We start from the raw sequence: 16,443 nt of genomic DNA on the forward strand, positions 1-16,443 counted from the left end.
CGCTATTCAATCACTACTCTACGTGTTTTCGTACCTGCAGCGTCTTGCAGGCGTAGCAGGTAAATGCCTTTGGAAAGCCGACCAACTTCAATACTCGTTTTGCCGCCGGTGACCCAGCCTTTCCAAACTACTGTTCCTGCAAGGTTCACGAGTTCGGCTTTGCTGCCGGTTCCGGGTTGGTTGGCGAATTCAATTTCCACACGCGTGCTGGCCGGGTTCGGGAATACCCGCGCCTGAAATCCAAAACGGTAGTCGGCTGTGATGATCCGGCTGAATGCAAACGAGCCGTCGAGATCAATCATTTTGAGCCGGTAATAGGTCAAACCAGCAAGCGGCTCATCGTCGGTCGCGCTGTAACGATGCCCTCCGCTGCCGGTTGCGGGCGGCCGCACCGACAACACCTCCCAGCTATGTGCATCCATGCTCCGATGAATTTCGAAATAGCTTGTATTGACTTCTTCGGCCGTTAGCCATTCGAGTTTTGTAGTATGTTCCTCTACTTTGGCGGTAAAGTCGACCAACTTCAACGGGAACTTTTGGCCATTCGTGACAAAAAACCTGCTGTACAAGCTGGATACGAAGGAAACTTCCCAGCGGCTAAGCTTCGCATTCCATATGATTTTGCTATCGTCCGGGTCGATCATTTTGGGTTGGGTGCCATCCTCGGGCATGATCGGGAGATCCGTGCTGTTGCTGGGGTATTCGAATAAAAGCAGGTTGGCCTTGCCGATGGCATCGGTTGGCGATGTGGGTAGCTTCGTATCCCCAGCCACAGCGTTAAAGGCATCGAATTCCGTTTGGGTGTAAAACAGGGTAGTCGTCACGTCGTAGACTTGAAGTAGGGTGGATTTGATGTCATAATACCGCGGGACAAAATGGAACCCGCTTGTAGCAATGACGTTTTCTGCCACCATAACCTTCGCCCGCACGTTGTCAGTCGTTCCCGGAATCGTCACTGGCTCTAATTTTGCGATAACCCGACAATCTTCGACTACAAAACCAATACCCCTGGATACGGCACCGCGTCCGCCCGGAACAGACATGAAGCTCTCATCTCCATTTTGTCCAAGGCTCGTGCCATCACGCCACGATTGCAGTTCATATGCACCCATATCCATCGCCGTGTCGAACACCCTGATTCCGTTGGTAACATCCGTCGCCGGCTTGAAATCAATATCATAGGCCTTGTTGATCACCGGACTGCAAGGCAATGGCCGAAGCCCGTCGTCGGCTGTCATCCACTGATCATCGGGGCCATCGGGATCTGGTAGGTTAGCCAATAATGGATCAACAGTTAACACATTCGTTCCCGCATGTCCGCCCTGAACTACCGACGCATTTAGATAGGGATTAGCATTTACATCCGCAATGCCAGCGAGGCCCGGTCCGTTGTTCCCCCAGACAATAATATCTTCCATGCTCGGGGCAGACTGTACATTGAGTATCCCAGCGCCCTGGCCGGTCGAACTGTTGCCTGCGATTGTGCTTATCCGGATGTACGCGGTGGAGTTAATCCCGTTATAAATGCCGCCAGCCCCATTAACACCCGTGTTGCCTGCGATCACACATTGGGTGATTCTGGGTGTTGTGTTAGCGCCGGAAAGAAAAATGGCACCTCCGAGCAGCGCTTTGTTGGCGGTAAAAGTACAAGTGTGTATCCCCGCCGAGGAGGAATACTGAACAATGCCTCCACCCGATGAGGCATCGACAGCTACTCCGGAGATAGTCGTGTTAATGCCCGTTCCGTTGGCGTTGCCGTCCCGGATAATAAAACTCCCCATCGATGCCGTTGCCGCATTGTTTACGTAAACAACTGTATGATAACAATTATCCGCGTCGCCCGGCGCGCCGATTTCACCCGAAAGAATCGTCGGGTTCATACCCAGATTCCGATCGAAAGCATTCGTTTCATTTCCGGCAAAACCGCCCAGCAATGCAACACCATCAATCAGATAAAATGCATTATGCCGTGCATCGCCCAGGTTGAGGTTGTAAGGCTGCCCACTGGGTTTATACGTTCCTGCTTTAACCCAAATTTCGGTGATTGCTTTGTCAAGCAGGGCTGTGTTGAGCGCCGTGCTGAGATCCCCCATTGCATTGGTCCAGGACGATCCATCGCCTGTCGCACCTTCGGCGACATACAACCGGGTTACAGCCGTGATATCTGAATTTTTGGCAAAAGCTTTTGATTTAACTGAAGTAAACAAAATGGTCAGAATCATGGGTAATACCAGCCTGACAATAAACAATTGTGTATTGGTTTTAGTCATCGTTGAAGCGGGAGGTGTTAATTAAAATGCTATTTACCTCATTTAAAGGCATAAAAATATAACTGCTAAAAAGAAATGCCATCCTAAACGTTTCCTGGCTACATTTGCGCTGCAAAAAGTTTATCTAACCTAAATTAATCAATAGCATTATCCGAAGGGTTGCTGTCTCAGATAAAATCTAAAAAGCCCTGGTGGGGATTCATTGACAGTCTTTCGATAAGGTGTAATTACCAACAAAATGTGTATTCCTTTTAATGGCGTAATTGAACGTTTCATTTCCTTCCTCTCTATTGCAACAGTCTGCTCTCTGATTATCAGTTGTGTTCCAATCAAACAAACACCGAAAATACTGGACGAGGATGTCCCGAATGTAAACCTGGCCTACGAGGTTCAGCATATCGAGATCGTCGACAACAGGAAAAATGTTTCAGGAGGTGAAATGAAAATCCCGACAATTTCGACTCCGAAAAGCTACACTAAACATTCGCCTGCCATCACACCCGAACACCGGCACGAGATAGAGGCTTTTTTCAAGTATAACATCAAAGGCGCCGGTCCGTCCGTACAGGCGATCGTTATTTTGGTTGATGCTTACAAGGAGTTTTCCGCCACGGCAATGTCTGAAAGAGAAAGGGGGCACGTCAGGATGGAGGTGGTTTTGTATGATCTGGCGACTCAAAAACAGCTCGTTTCCTGCGAATCCCTGGCTGATTTCGGTGTGGAATCCATGGACGCGGACCAGGAAAAAATGGAGAAGATCTACCGGTACACACTTCGGCAGGCGGTTTATAAATGCCTCAAATCTATTGCAGCGAGCGCTGACGAAGAATAAAGACAGCGAACATTCTCCTGGCTCAGGGATATAGGAGATACTTCTTTCTGATTGCCTTAAATTGCTGCAATCCGGGCTCCCAGCTTTTTCGGATGTCCGCTTCCGATACGCCCGCTATGATCTGTTGCCTCAATTGATCAGTTCCAATTCGCAGGTCAAAGGCGGAAATGTGCTGGTTGGCCCTTCCAGGTGTAAAGAAATGGGCTTTGTCCGGATATGCATTGTACAACTCGATGAGCCAGGCTAAATTGATCTGGCGGCTCTTGCGAAGACCGGCAATATCGTATTCCCGGAGGTCGAGCCCGTAACAAACGGAATCTTTGTGATTGGGCCGCTCGCTCATGCCGGGAATGCCGACCGGTTTGTAGGAAAATGAATACTTGCCTTTCAATGCAGGCGCCCCCAGAATAGTAAATGGCATATAGGTTCCGCGCCCTTCGTTGATAGCGGTTCCTTCAAACATACATAAGCTGGGAAAAAGCACGACGGCTTGCTGGGTATTCAAATTAGGCGAGGGATTGATCGGCAATACGTACTCCATATCGTGATCATAATTGGCTACTTTGATGATCTTTATTTTGCATTGTTTTGGTAAATAGCCTTCCCCATTAAGGTATTGGGCAAATTCGCCGATCGTCATACCGTGTGTCATGGGTGTATAATGGATTCCTATGGCAGATTTAAATCGATCATCCGTCATCACCGGCCCGTCGACTACATATCCGTTTGGATTCGGCCTGTCCAAAATGAGCAGTTCTTTATCGTTTTCCCCGCAGGCTTCCATTACATATTCAAGGGTATTGATATTGGTGTAATAGCGGCAGCCTACGTCCTGAATATCAAAAACAAGAAGGTCGATGTCCGCCAGTTGTTCTTTCGTTGGCTTCTGGTTTTTGCCATATAAAGAGATGATCGGAAGCCCGGTTTTGGCGTCTGTCTCATTATTTACGGCGGCGCCATTACTGGCGTTACCACGGAAACCATGTTCAGGTCCGAATACTTTAACAACCTTAATACCAAGGCTTAACAAGCTATCGACGCTGCTCTTTGTGCCAATAATGGAACTCTGATTTGCTACCAGGCCTATTCGTTTTCCTTTCAGAAGCGGCAAATATTTTTCGGTCTGATCTGCGCCTGTGATAATTTTCTGCTTGCCGGATATTTGCTGGTTTGATAACGCATTTTGTGCGATACATTCAATGGTGCCGACCGCCAGGATTGTCAGGAAAAGGATAGAAATAAGTTTCGTCATTTTTTAAGGGTTATAATCGGGGTTATTGCCATGCGTGACCGGCCAGGAAGTTACGAAGCGACAATGGGTATGTAAAGAGAAGGACATTATTTAACTGAACATAAATCAGTCGCCCTCAACTACCTTAGCTTCGCAGACGTTACTTCAAATGGCAGGGGAGTCAAGTTCATTACCGCCAGATCGTCCGACGTCAGAAAATATCCGGTTACGTAAATGGCCAGGCTGTCTCGCATAAACTGACCCGGGAGATTGCACGCTCCCCATTTCACGTCGCTATTTTGTGGTTTTAATTGCGTGCCAATAATTAGTCCGCCACTCATTTGAACCATGACGGGTGCATCGACTACATAATGCCAACGTCTTAACCCTTTCAATTCAGAATAACATTCGAATGCCGAACGATTTAGTTGCTCTTCCTTACAGCTTGTTAAAGCCAACACAAACGCCAGAAACATTAAATTACGCATCATATCCTTTTGTATTTAAGGTAAGTAATCAATACAGACAGAACGTCAAGTCTGTTATTTTACAGGCACTTTTGAAAGGAAATTCGTTGGAAATTGAAATGCAAAAATAAATGTACAGCAAGCTTGCCTGGAAGAAAATGCGGGAATGCTAACTCTGATTATCGGGATCAACTTGGAACAGATTACCGGAATTAGGGAAAATATTGATGTAATAGCGGCAGCCTACGTCCTGAATATCAAAAACAAGAAGGTCGATGTCCGCCAATTGTTCTTTCGTTGGTATTGGAATGCGCGACCGGCCATCAGCTCAAAAAAAACTAGCCGCAATGCATCCCTATCCCGGGGAGCATTGCGGCGAATATTAGCCATTTATTCTGATTTCTTAATAAGTTTCGTACAAGATTTTCAATGCATATTGCTGATCAAATTCGGTTTCTTCCAGCAATCCGTTGTTATACTTATTATTGAATTGATGCGAGAATGAATAAGGCGCGGTAGGCGGAGAATAGACTTCTTGAGTAGCGAACGATATGGCGTTGTTGCGGCTGTACGAAAAGGCGGAAGTCCTGAAAATATGGGCAGGAATTTGTAGCCACGGATTAGGTTTATCGTCATATTGATACGTAGTAGTTCTCGTGAATGGCGGAGAAACGTTAGATGAATATTTCTGAACAAGGCTTTCCAGGTTCCCGTTTACATCAAAATTGTACCGTTCCCTCGAAATTGTGGTGGAATCGCCATTGGCGTTCAAAGCATAGAAAAGTCTTTCCCACGGCAGGCCCTGGCCGTCATATAGGAAGTGAAAGCCGCTGACGCCGGTCGATCCGTCGATATTGATCCAGATATTCTCCACCCTGTTGAGGGAGTCGTAACCGTAGCGCGTAGAGCGTGATTCCATTCCGTCGGTTCTTTCGCGCTCGACGCGTCCTTTCGAATCGTAATAGAGAATGGTATGCTCGTCCATTACAGGCGTTCCGTTTTTGTCGATCGTGAAGTGGGGAATGGAATTCATACGTCCCAATTCGTCATAGAAAAAATCGTAATAACTATTGTATGCACGGGAGGGAACCATGACGGTACTCACATAAAAACGTTTTAATCTAACCCGTTTGCCACCTTCCGTCGGAACACCCAAGTGATCCTGGCAGGAAAATAGAAAAGTGGAGAGAAAAAAGAGAAGAGCTAACTTCGGAAAGTGTTTCATATAACGAGTTTGTGATATTGGTTTTCGCAAATATAGCTGCCCGAATTGACCCATAAATAGTTATTTTAAATGTAATTATAAATTAATCATTTTAACCCGGTTTTTTTGTGTTAATTCAAATATTAAAGTGCTTTGTAATCAGGGTGTAACGTATCCCAAATAGCTAAAAGAGGCTATTTGAGATACGTGCAGAAAACGCTGATTATAATCGTCTGAATACCCGGCAGGACCCTGTCAAAATTCCGGGAAAATTCGTAACTTGAATATTGAACAACAACATAATCCTTCGCCTATGTTAAGTGACAAAACAATGTACGGCCTGATAGTATTGGTATACTGTTGTCTTTTGCTGACTCATCTATGGCCTTTTCTGAGCCAAAGATGGGTTGCGTACAGTGAGCATAGATCAATCAAGGATGTTCCCCGACCGGCTAAAAACAGGTTGCTTGCAGGAGGGCTGGCATTCCTGAGCGGTGTGCTTTGGACTTGGTTGTATTTTAGTCATTGACAGAACATTGTCATTCTTTCTAAACGGACTGCGCTGCTACATCCTAATTGTCATGCAAAGACTTTACAGGATTTAGAAGCGAGGCTTTAATGGCCTGGAAGCTCACGGTAACCAACGTGAGAACCAGGGCGCCGATCATAGCGGCGGCGAAAATCGACCATGAAAGCGTAGTCCGGTAGGTGTATTGTTCCAGCCAGTCACGCATGATTATGAAAGCGACGGGTATGGCAATAACGCAGGCGATAGCGGTGAGTATCACGAAGTCCCGGGAAAGTATTGCCCATATGCTTCCGATTGAAGCACCTAATACTTTGCGTATACCGATCTCCTTTTGCCGCTGTTCGGCTAGAAATAACGTTAGCCCGAAAAGACCAAGGCAGCTGATAAAAATAGCCAGGGAGGAAAACATTGTCGAAAGCGTTCCTATCCGTTCTTCCGTACTGAATTTCAAATCGTATTCCAGGCTGGCAAACTTGTATTCAAATGGGCTGCCCGGGTTATGTTTTTTGAATATTCCTTCGAGCTTGCCGATTGCCTGTTGGGAATTCAGCATTGGATTAAGCCTGATGTGGATGAAAGAGGCCCAATCTTCTTTCAGCATGAAAACGGTCGGTTGAATGGGCATGAAAGGTGAGCCCGTTATTACATCGCTGATAACCCCGATGATGGTATAATGCTCGTTGTTCCAATCGACCCTTTTTCCCACGGCTTCTTTCAGGCCCATGAATTTGGCCGCGCTTTCGTTAATCACCATTCCAAGATTATCGGTGGAGAAGTCACGTGAAAAATCACGGCCCTGCTTTAACTGCCAGCCCACCGTTTTCCCATATCCATGCGTTATGCCCACCGTTCCCAGATCGCCCAGTTGATCGGGATCTTTTCCCGGCCAGCTGAAACCGGCATCGCTGCTCCAAACCTCAGCGGTTGGGCTGGACGATTTGCTCGCATGCATTACCATACCGGATTGCCGTAAATCCTGGAATAGCGCGTCAGCGTGATTTTGAAGATCTGACGTGTTGATCGCCACGGACAATAACCCCGCCCGGTCGAAGCCGACCGGCCTGTCCTTGGCGTGCCGGATCTGGCGAAGCACAACGAGGGTGCCGATGACCAGGGTAACGGATACCGTGAACTGGAACACGACCAATGCCTGGCGCGGCAAAACCGCAAACCGGCCGGCGCGCAAAGTGCCTCTCAGCACACTGATCGGCCGGAATCCCGACAAATACAATGCAGGGTAGCTGCCTGCCAGTAGTCCGGTGAGGAGCGTAAAACCGGCACCCAGTAGCCAGCTCTCGGTATGGTACCAAGGGAAGACGATTTGCTTGTCGGCGATTTGGTTAAACAGGGGTAACGACACCTGCACCAGGCTCACTGCGAGAATAAATGCAATGGCGGCCACTAAGATTGTTTCGCAAAAAAATTGCGTGATCAATTGGCTCCGTACCGATCCGACGACCTTGCGAACACCGACCTCTTTGGCACGCTTCTGAGAACGGGCTGTGGCCAGGTTCATAAAATTGATGCAGGCCAATACCAGAACAAAGCCACCGATAATGCCGAACAGCCATACATACTGGATCCGCCCGCGTACAGGCAGGCCGTTTTCCCACTCCGAATACAAATGCCAGCGGCTCATCGGATGAAGGAAAGCTTTTGGATTAAATCGCGCTTCTTCTTTGGCATGCCGGGCCTTGATATTCGCTATTTTGGCACTTACCTGTTCAAAACTGGTGTTTGGAGCAATTTGTACCAGCAATAAGAAAGAGTTGTTTCCCCAATTGGTTTCGGACCGTTTTACCCAGGGCTCTTCTTCCAGAAAAAAACGCCATGGCAGCAGAAACGAAACATCGCGGAATTCGGTGGAATGTGGCAGATCCTCATACACACCGGCAACCTTGAAATGATTTTTGTTATCGACCCGGATGATTTTGTCCATGGGATCGTCATCACCGAACAAGGCCCTGGCGACCGACTCCGAGAGCAATGCCGATGTGGGACTTGCGAGACTATTGGCAGTGCCCCGGAGCATTTTGAGGGAAAGCATCAAAGGGAAATCCGGCTCGACACAATTCCCTTTTCTGGAAATCTTCTTTTCTCCGAATGACAGCACGTAATCTCTTGTCCATGAGGAGGAAGCGATATAGGTGAAGTCGCTGGCGTGCTCGCTCTGCAACGCCGCCCGCATGGGTAACGGACTGGCAACGGTCGTGTTGGTTACACCGTTGTAGGTCTGATGCTGCATGACGCGCGCGATGCGGCCGTAGTGCTTGTGAGACTTGTTGTAGGAAACTTCGTCCCAAACCCAAAGGCCGATCAAAATGGCGGTGGTCATACCAATGGACAATCCAAATAGGTTGATTGCCGAGTAAGTCCGGTTTTTTGCCAGGTTGCGGAAGGTGATTTTGATGTAGTTTTTTAACATACAGGTATAGCGGGGGGAATAGTGACTTCCCTTTATATTTTCCTATCAGTTACATAATTGTCTGACAAATACTTTGCCATTTGGTTAAAGGAGGAATCGATGCAGGAAAGGGCGGTTTTGAGAAAGGTGCTGTTCGGAATTGAACGATCTGGCGTTCGTTTCAGGACAATGCGTGAGCCCGTTTAAACTCCAATTCAGTATTCCTGTTTTATCTTGTTCAAGCCCGGAAATGTTAATTCATCAAATCAATGACTTTCACCCGAAAAGAATTTTTGAGAACGGCCACGCTGGCCACGGCCGGTTTGCTTGCCGTACCTTCGTCTTTCGCATTTCGTTCCATCGGAAAACAGGCTCTTGCATTGTCCCATTTCCCGGACAGGATGCATGCGTTTTTATGGCGAAACTGGGGGTTGGTGACTGTCGACCGACTTGCGGCAGTAACCGGAGCCAAGCCTGCGGATATATACACACTCGCGGCTGTAATGGGGCTGCCCGCGGTAAAAGAGGTCTCGCCGGATCAGAAACAACGGAGCTACCTGACGGTGATCAGGCGGAACTGGCACCTGCTTCCCAGAGAGCAAATGCTTGAATTGCTGGGCTGGACCGACGAGCAGCTGACCTTTACATTACAGGAAGACGACTTTTTCTACATCAAGTTGGGGAGTATGAAGCCCGAATGCGAGCCCGTCAGGTTCGGCGCATCTTCGGAGGAGGTGCGCAAGCGGGAGAAATGGCTTTCCGGCGTCGTCCGGGAGGAGTTCGCGACGGGGTTCCCGCAGCACAAGGAACCGCTTTTCCAGTTTGTGAAGGAATTGTCCAGGGCGCAGGAAAAGAAAGCGGAGCGACAAGGCTCGTCCGGTTTTTCCCCCAGGTTCGGCTATGCCTACTTTGCCCTTTTCGGTGACCCGCTCTTGCAGCAGGACATTGATCCGTATCCCGATGGGTACCTGGCTCAAATGTCGGCCTCGGGGATGGACGGTACCTGGCTGCATATTGTCCTCTCCAAGCTCACCCCGTTCCCCTGGGACCCGTCTGTTAGTGAACATTGGGAACAGCGGCTGGAAAATCTTGGGAAATTGGTCGAAAGGGCGGGAAAGCACGGAATAGGGATCTATCTGTACCTCAATGAACCACGGTTTATGCCGCTGGCATTCTTTGAGAAACATCCGGAGCTGAAAGGGGTACAAATCGGCGAGCAGGCAGCATTGTGTACCAGCCATCCCGACGTACAGAAATACCTGGTCGACTCGATGGCCATGATCACATCACGCGTGCCCGGCCTGGCCGGCTTCTTTTCAATTACCGCCTCGGAAAACCATACCCATTGCTGGTCGCATGGAAAGGGCGCGGAATGTCCGCGCTGCTCCAAAAGAGGGCCGTCGGCAGTGATCGCCGAGCTGAACCAACTCTATCTGAAAGGTATCAGCCAGGGATTGGTCGTGGCCAAAGTGGAAAGAGGCCCCGGACTCATTTGCTGGGACTGGGGCTGGCAGGACGGCTGGGCAGAGGAGATCATTCCGGCATTACCCAAAAGTGCGGCGCTGATGAGCGTCAGTGAATGGGACCTTGAAATCACCAGGGGAGGGGTACAAAACAAGGTGGGTGAATATTCGATCTCGTCCGTAGGGCCAGGGCCACGGGCGACGAAGCATTGGGATATCGCCCGGAAAAATGGCCTGAAAACCATCGCGAAGATCCAGGCCGGTTGCACCTGGGAGATAGCGGCGGTGCCCTATATTCCGGCGCTGGAGAACGTCGCACAGCATGCCGAAAACTTGCGTAATGCCCGTGTAGATGGCCTGATGCTGGGCTGGACGCTGGGCGGTTATCCATCGCCCAACCTGGAAGTCGTGGCCGAAATGGGTAACAGTAAAACCATCACCGGCAAGGAAGCCATGCTGAAAGTCGCCAGACGCCGGTATGGCGCGGCTGGTGATGCGGTAACCAAAGCATGGCAGCAATACAGTGAGGGTTTCAGCGAGTTTCCGTACCATATCGGCGTGGTTTACTCGGCGCCATTGCAGGCAGGCCCATCGAATTTGCTGTGGTCGAAGCCTACGGGTTATAAGGCGAGTATGGTGGGGTTGCCTTATGACGACGTGAATAGCTGGCGTGCGAATTATCCCGTTGAAATTTTCATTTCCCAAATGCAGAAGGTGGCCCGCCGCTTCGAACATGCGCAGGCGGAGCTAAGACGCGAAACGGCCGGTTTGAAATTGCCGGCAGAACTCCGGAAGGCATTGACGGACGAATGCGGCGTGGCCGAAACGATCGCGATACATTACGGCAGTGTCGCTAATCAGGCTTCGTTTGTGGTGGCGCGGGACAAGCTCGCAATTGAAAAAGATCAAAGAAAGGCGATGGAGCTTATCGCGGCAATCGAAGGTGTTCTTCGCAACGAAATCACCCTGGCCAAACGAATGGCACAATTGCAGGGCGGTGATAGCCGGCTCGGATTTGAAGCTTCCAACCATTATTTCTACGTGTGTAACGACCTGGCCGAGAAAGTGATCAACTGCCGCGACCTGCTGGATCACTGGCTTCCGGAGCTGCGAAGCATGTGGTAATGCGCGATGGGTTTTCCGCTGATCGGCCGGAAATATAGCGTGCCTTAATTTGTCATTATTGGCGATATGTTACGTCTCATAAAATTCACTCCATGTTTCAGAATTATTGGATAAGTAAGGAAGTTGTCCAATATTAGGCACTGCGTACGCTAAACAGCTGTTGAATTGAAATAATATGTTAGCAAAGTTCACTAAACACTGGGCTATCCTGCTGCCCCCGTTTGCCTGGATTGTTTATTATGGAAAATCAGCTGGTTTTGCTGGTGGCTACGACTTGTTGATGGCCGCAGCATTGATCGCCGTTGTGCTGGCAGCTGTGCATCATGCGGAAGTAATCGCGCACCGCGTGGGCGAGCCGGCAGGAACCCTCGTGCTTGCCATCGCCATTACCGTCATCGAAGTGGCGTTGATTGTATCGTTGATGCTTACGGGCGGAAGCGATACGCACACACTAGCTCGCGACACGGTATTTGCCGCAATCATGATTATTTTGACGGGTATCATCGGCCTTTGCCTGCTGGCCGGTGGAGTAAGGTATAAGGAACAGCATTTCGGCAGGCATGGTACGAGCGCCGCCCTGGTGACATTGACCGCCATTTCGGTTCTTACATTGATCCTGCCCAATTATACGACAAGTATTCCCGGCCCTGTGTATAATCTGAGCCAGTTGATATTTGTCGCGGTGGTCTCACTGGTGCTTTACGGAACGTTTATCATGGTGCAAACCGTCAGGCACCGTTCCTATTTCCTGCCTGACGACATGATAAACGAAGATCAGCCGGTGAGCGAAAAGCCCTCCGTTCAAACGACTTTGATAAGCCTTTTGCTATTGCTGGTTTGCCTGCTGGCGGTGGTACTGCTTGCCAAAAAGCTGGCGCCGGTTATAGAAGAGCAGGTAGTAGCAATGGGAGCGCCGGAGTCCGTAGTGGGCGTGATCGTTGCACTCGTTATCCTGCTTCCGGAAGGCCTGGCCGCTTATCGGGCAGCCAAAAAGAACCATCTGCAAATCAGCCTGAATCTGGCACTGGGCTCGGCCCTGGCGAGTATCGGGCTGACGATTCCTGCTGTCGCCATCGTTTCACTGATGACCGATATGACCATTTCATTGGGTATTGATACAAAATCGACGGTTTTGCTGGTCCTTTCGCTGTTTACTGTTGCTCTGGCATTTACAACGGGTCGAACGACGATTATGCAGGGAGTTGTGTTGCTGGTATTGTTTGCGGTTTACCTGTTCACGACAATCGTTCCTTGACCAAAAGGGCCATCGGGCGGAAACTTATCAAGTCCCTCAGAGCGGGCACCTCGTTGTGTGTTTCTTAAACTGGTTTAAGTTTTTGATGGCATAGTTCCCGCAATTTTGTGCCGTAAAAAGCAAATGGAACAATGGTCAATAACAATGAACGCTACGCCCGGATCTTCGTGAGGATGGCGCTGGCTGTAACAATGCTATCCGCCGTGGCAGATAGATTCGGCTTCTGGGGTGACAACGCTGCCTGGGGAAACTGGCAGAATTTCGAGCGGTACACGCGCCAGCTGACGTTTTTCCTTCCCGAAATACTAAGTAAAATTTCAGCATATGCTGCTACCTTTCTGGAAATAGTGCTTTCATTGATGCTGGTTTTGGGTTTCAAAACGAAACTGACATCGATAGCCACGGGTTGTTTACTGCTCATTTTTGCATTGGCTATGAGCGTTTCTTTGGGGATCAAGGCACCGTTAGACTATTCGGTCTGGGTTGGAAGCGCCGCCGCTTTTTTAGTCGCGAGTCAAAGCAAAAGCTAGTTTTATCTGAGAATTTGGCGTAGTCACAAAAGATGTCCCGATAATTGGTTAAAAGTTGGCGGAATTATCTAGATTAACCGAAAGTTACAATTTCATGGGTCATTACCATATGAGTACTTTCGGAGTAAAGTGGCTGCGTTTAGTGATTTTTCTTCTCAGTATAGGGATAGCAAGTTGGTGCAAACCGGCGATAGCGCAGGATTACACCATCACCAAACTTAAACTCTTTCCCGACCGCGACGAAGTGCTGATCAAGGATGTGGCTACGGACAGCAAAGGATTTGTCTGGTTCCTGACCAACGGCGAGATTTACCGGTACGACGGCTACCGGGCGCTCGATGTCCTGCGAACAATCTCCGATCAGGCTCAAACAGCCGATATGCCGCAGCATATTCTCATCGATCGCCACGACAGGCTTTGGATGGCGGGTAATGCGAACCTCAGTTACCTCGATCTCAGGACCTGGAAGGTGCATCCGGTAGCTTCGGTACTGCTTCCGCCCGTTGAGGACCGCGCGGTGTTTTCGATCACGGAGCTGCCCGATGCGACCATCGTCATTGCCTACGAAAACGGGCATCTGCTGCTGGTGAATGGGGATGAGTTTCATCGCATCGACGATCTTTTTGAGCTTGGGAAGAAAGCCAGCAACAAATTGTCTCCCCGTGACATGACGGTCTGGAAAAACAAAATCTGGGTCGGTACCACCGGCGGCAGCCTGCTCTCTATCGATCCTGCACGGGGATACCGCGCCCAGATCAGGAAGTTGTCCGGGGAGGATAGCTATGTAAGAACTTTGATAGGTTATGCCGATACACTGTTTGTGGACGTCCCCGGGCATATCAGTCTGCGGTTGGAGGACGGATTTGTGCGGCAAATGCGCCCGAAAGGCTTTAAACTGTCCGATGATAAGTATTTTGTGGTGAAGCAGGGGACCGATATGCACGTGTACGCCGAAGACGACGCATTATACATCATGGACACTGCATTGCGCCTGCGGCAGAAGCTTAGCATTCCGACCAAACGCAAGTTCAGGACCGTGTCCGTGGGGATCTCAAAGCAGGAGATTTTTCTGGGAACGGAGGAAGGGATATTTGTAGCTTATCCCAAAACAAAGGGGCTTTCGGAGCTGATGAATACCAATCCTGGTCCCAATACCAGCACAAGAGGCATCCACGTCTACCCCGATGGCTCCCTTTTCTATGGTACATACAGCGGGGCCGGGTATGCCGAGGCCGGCGGAAAGGCTGTTGTATTTCCCGAATTGAAGCACGCCTATACCATGCTGCCGATGAACGATAACGAGTTGCTGATCGGCACGGAAGGCGGGTTTTTGAAAGTATTCGATCGGCGGACCCGAAGGATTGAACCGTTAAAATATAGCCTTTCACCGAATGCGCGGGCCAAATACCTGGCGCATCTCCCGATCTATGTCATGTGCTTCGCCGAAACGCCGGACGATTTTCTGATCGGAGGAATGAACGGGCTCTGGCTGCTGAATAAAAAGAGCCGGGAGCTCGATCGCTACGAACTTGCCGGCGGTTCGCCGCACGCACTTGATTTGCAGATCAGGCACATGGAGCGGCTCCGCGACGACCGGTTGCTGCTGAGTACTAGTCTTGGCCTGTTTGAACTTAACCAGGGAAAGCTGACAAAAAAATACCCGAAATCCGGGAATATGGGAGTATACAAAGTCATCGTCGACGGCAGTAAATGGTGGATCGCGACGCAAGGTGCCGGGTTGGTGGCGATGGGCAGCGATGGCAGTGAGGCAGCCCGTGTAACTACGGATAATGGATTGAGTAATAATCTGATATACAGTCTTGAACGCGTCGATGGCGTAATGGTTCTCGGTACGGCCGACGGGCTGAATCTCGTAGACGCGCAACACCGCGTGCGGCGTATCGGCAGGGCAGAAGGATTGAGTCAGTCGGAGTTCAATTCGGGCGCGTCGTTCGTGGACAAGGCGCGAAGGCGCGTATATGTGGGAGGGTTGTCAGGTTACACTGTTTTGGACATGAATCAGAATTGGTTCGACCGGAACGATCAACTGGAAAGCTATGTGACGGAAATTCATACCTCCACCGGCAAAGCGGGGCAAAGAGTCAGGGATTATACCTGGCCCTATCGTGAGGAGAAGCAGCTGACGCTCGGTTATAACCAAAGCCTGACGGCATTGTATGTGGGCACGCCCGGGAACTACCGCGCCAACAGCGAGGTGGCATACTCCCTCAATGCGGGCGATTGGGAGCCATTGGTCCGAGGGCAATTTATTTCACTCATCCAAGCTTCGCCGGGACAATACAAGCTCAGTTTGCGCACCCGGAGCTTCGGATTGGAAAACAGGCTGAACCTGGTGACGGTGATCAAGAAACCTCACTTTTCGCAGACCTGGTGGTTCCGGGGAATGCTGGCTCTGTGTGCCGCTGCAATCGTGGTGCTATGGTACCGAAGCCGTATTGCCAAGATCCGCCGCGAGCAGGATATCCGTAACCGCATTGCGGCGGACCTGCACGACGAAGTGGGCAGTTCTCTGACGAGAATTTTTTTCCAGGCGAGCGCTCTGGCGGGCGCTCCGGCTGCGAAAGTACCGGAAGAGGTTAACCCGGAGGAAGGAAGACAAAGCAGGCAATTGGAATTGATCGCCGACACGAGCAAGCAGGCGCTATTGACTATGAGTGATATGGTATGGTCTATCGACTCACGGTTTGATACCATGAAAGACCTGGTTATCCGGATGAAAGATTACGCGTACCGGCTCAGGGAAGAGCTGGATTTCAGCTACCGGTTTGACGAAGGTGCGGAAGTGGAATCCGGCAGAGTTTCCCAGGCCGTCCGCCAAAACCTCTTCCTGATTTTCAAAGAAGCCCTCATCAATGCGATCAAATACGGCGACGGGGCGGAGATCCTCATTTCATTGCATGTGGACCCGATGATCAGGCTTGTAGTGTCCAACCGCTATCCCGCGAAGCTGGTTTCATTCGGCGATCGCCAGGGCGGACGAGGCCTTGAAAATATGGAGCTGCGCGCCGGGAAAGTGGGTGGAAAGCTTTCGGTAAGCGATTCGGAAGGTATTTTCCGCATTGTTTTTGAAATACCACCCAAAAGAGGGATGTAAACTAAAAGAGGTGCGGAC

At 50.0% G+C, this 16,443-nt stretch carries 11 protein-coding genes; 5 read left to right on the plus strand and 6 right to left on the minus strand.

Features of this window, described 5'->3' with window-relative positions; all coding sequences use genetic code 11:
- Nucleotides 1–2 precede the first annotated feature (2 nt).
- Nucleotides 3–2,270 carry a T9SS type A sorting domain-containing protein gene (locus CLV60_RS00320; protein WP_106593402.1) on the minus strand — a complete coding sequence of 756 codons (2,268 nt, stop codon included), beginning with the start codon at nucleotides 2,268–2,270 and terminating at the stop codon, nucleotides 3–5.
- A gap of 238 nt (nucleotides 2,271–2,508) precedes the next feature.
- Here CLV60_RS00320 and CLV60_RS00325 point away from each other — a divergent pair, with 238 nt between their 5' ends.
- Nucleotides 2,509–3,102 (plus strand): hypothetical protein, encoded by a 594-nt coding sequence (locus tag CLV60_RS00325; protein WP_106593403.1) that lies wholly within the window; start codon nucleotides 2,509–2,511, stop codon nucleotides 3,100–3,102.
- Nucleotides 3,103–3,124: 22 nt separating this feature from the next.
- Here CLV60_RS00325 and CLV60_RS00330 read toward each other — a convergent pair whose 3' ends face one another.
- The 5 genes from CLV60_RS00330 to CLV60_RS00350 form a co-directional block, all read right to left on the minus strand.
- On the minus strand, nucleotides 3,125–4,354 hold the full coding sequence (locus CLV60_RS00330; protein ID WP_106593404.1) for an exo-beta-N-acetylmuramidase NamZ family protein: 1,230 nt from the start codon (nucleotides 4,352–4,354) through the stop codon (nucleotides 3,125–3,127).
- A 119-nt stretch (nucleotides 4,355–4,473) separates the two neighbouring features.
- Nucleotides 4,474–4,824 carry a hypothetical protein gene (locus CLV60_RS00335; protein ID WP_106593405.1) on the minus strand — a complete coding sequence of 117 codons (351 nt, stop codon included), beginning with the start codon at nucleotides 4,822–4,824 and terminating at the stop codon, nucleotides 4,474–4,476.
- A 145-nt stretch (nucleotides 4,825–4,969) separates the two neighbouring features.
- A complete protein-coding gene (locus CLV60_RS34950; RefSeq protein WP_106593406.1) occupies nucleotides 4,970–5,110 on the minus strand; it encodes an exo-beta-N-acetylmuramidase NamZ domain-containing protein in 141 nt (46 codons plus the stop codon).
- Nucleotides 5,111–5,203: 93 nt separating this feature from the next.
- The gene (locus tag CLV60_RS00345; protein WP_146151495.1) at nucleotides 5,204–5,833 is read right to left on the minus strand and encodes a hypothetical protein; all 630 of its coding nucleotides are present in this window, start codon (nucleotides 5,831–5,833) and stop codon (nucleotides 5,204–5,206) included.
- 743 nt (nucleotides 5,834–6,576) lie between these two features.
- Nucleotides 6,577–8,958 carry an ABC transporter permease gene (locus tag CLV60_RS00350; protein WP_106593408.1) on the minus strand — a complete coding sequence of 794 codons (2,382 nt, stop codon included), beginning with the start codon at nucleotides 8,956–8,958 and terminating at the stop codon, nucleotides 6,577–6,579.
- Between the two features lie 248 nt (nucleotides 8,959–9,206).
- Between CLV60_RS00350 and CLV60_RS00355 the strand changes: the two genes are divergently transcribed.
- The 4 genes from CLV60_RS00355 to CLV60_RS00370 all read left to right on the plus strand — a co-directional run bounded on the left by CLV60_RS00355 (nucleotide 9,207) and on the right by CLV60_RS00370 (nucleotide 16,425).
- Nucleotides 9,207–11,525, plus strand: a complete 2,319-nt coding sequence (locus CLV60_RS00355; protein ID WP_229210754.1) for a hypothetical protein — start codon at nucleotides 9,207–9,209, stop codon at nucleotides 11,523–11,525.
- Between the two features lie 175 nt (nucleotides 11,526–11,700).
- On the plus strand, nucleotides 11,701–12,780 hold the full coding sequence (locus CLV60_RS00360; RefSeq protein ID WP_106593409.1) for a calcium:cation antiporter: 1,080 nt from the start codon (nucleotides 11,701–11,703) through the stop codon (nucleotides 12,778–12,780).
- Nucleotides 12,781–12,911: 131 nt separating this feature from the next.
- Nucleotides 12,912–13,310, plus strand: coding sequence for a MauE/DoxX family redox-associated membrane protein (locus tag CLV60_RS00365; protein WP_211302165.1), 399 nt, complete (start codon nucleotides 12,912–12,914; stop codon nucleotides 13,308–13,310).
- Between the two features lie 109 nt (nucleotides 13,311–13,419).
- Nucleotides 13,420–16,425 (plus strand): ligand-binding sensor domain-containing protein, encoded by a 3,006-nt coding sequence (locus CLV60_RS00370; RefSeq protein WP_170118669.1) that lies wholly within the window; start codon nucleotides 13,420–13,422, stop codon nucleotides 16,423–16,425.
- Nucleotides 16,426–16,443 lie beyond the last annotated feature (18 nt).

This window comes from Dyadobacter jiangsuensis (assembly GCF_003014695.1).
In the GTDB taxonomy this organism is placed as follows: domain Bacteria; phylum Bacteroidota; class Bacteroidia; order Cytophagales; family Spirosomataceae; genus Dyadobacter; species Dyadobacter jiangsuensis.

Bases quoted from the DNA above. Each gene is read 5' to 3' on its own strand.
- CLV60_RS00320 (WP_106593402.1), bottom strand. From the start codon at position 2,270: ATGACTAAAACCAATACACAATTGTTTATTGTCAGGCTGGTATTACCC.
- CLV60_RS00325 (WP_106593403.1), top strand. From the start codon at position 2,509: ATGTGTATTCCTTTTAATGGCGTAATTGAACGTTTCATTTCCTTCCTC.
- CLV60_RS00330 (WP_106593404.1), bottom strand. From the start codon at position 4,354: ATGACGAAACTTATTTCTATCCTTTTCCTGACAATCCTGGCGGTCGGC.
- CLV60_RS00335 (WP_106593405.1), bottom strand. From the start codon at position 4,824: ATGATGCGTAATTTAATGTTTCTGGCGTTTGTGTTGGCTTTAACAAGC.
- CLV60_RS00345 (WP_146151495.1), bottom strand. From the start codon at position 5,833: ATGAATTCCATTCCCCACTTCACGATCGACAAAAACGGAACGCCTGTA.
- CLV60_RS00350 (WP_106593408.1), bottom strand. From the start codon at position 8,958: ATGTTAAAAAACTACATCAAAATCACCTTCCGCAACCTGGCAAAAAAC.
- CLV60_RS00355 (WP_229210754.1), top strand. From the start codon at position 9,207: ATGACTTTCACCCGAAAAGAATTTTTGAGAACGGCCACGCTGGCCACG.
- CLV60_RS00360 (WP_106593409.1), top strand. From the start codon at position 11,701: ATGTTAGCAAAGTTCACTAAACACTGGGCTATCCTGCTGCCCCCGTTT.
- CLV60_RS00365 (WP_211302165.1), top strand. From the start codon at position 12,912: ATGGTCAATAACAATGAACGCTACGCCCGGATCTTCGTGAGGATGGCG.
- CLV60_RS00370 (WP_170118669.1), top strand. From the start codon at position 13,420: ATGAGTACTTTCGGAGTAAAGTGGCTGCGTTTAGTGATTTTTCTTCTC.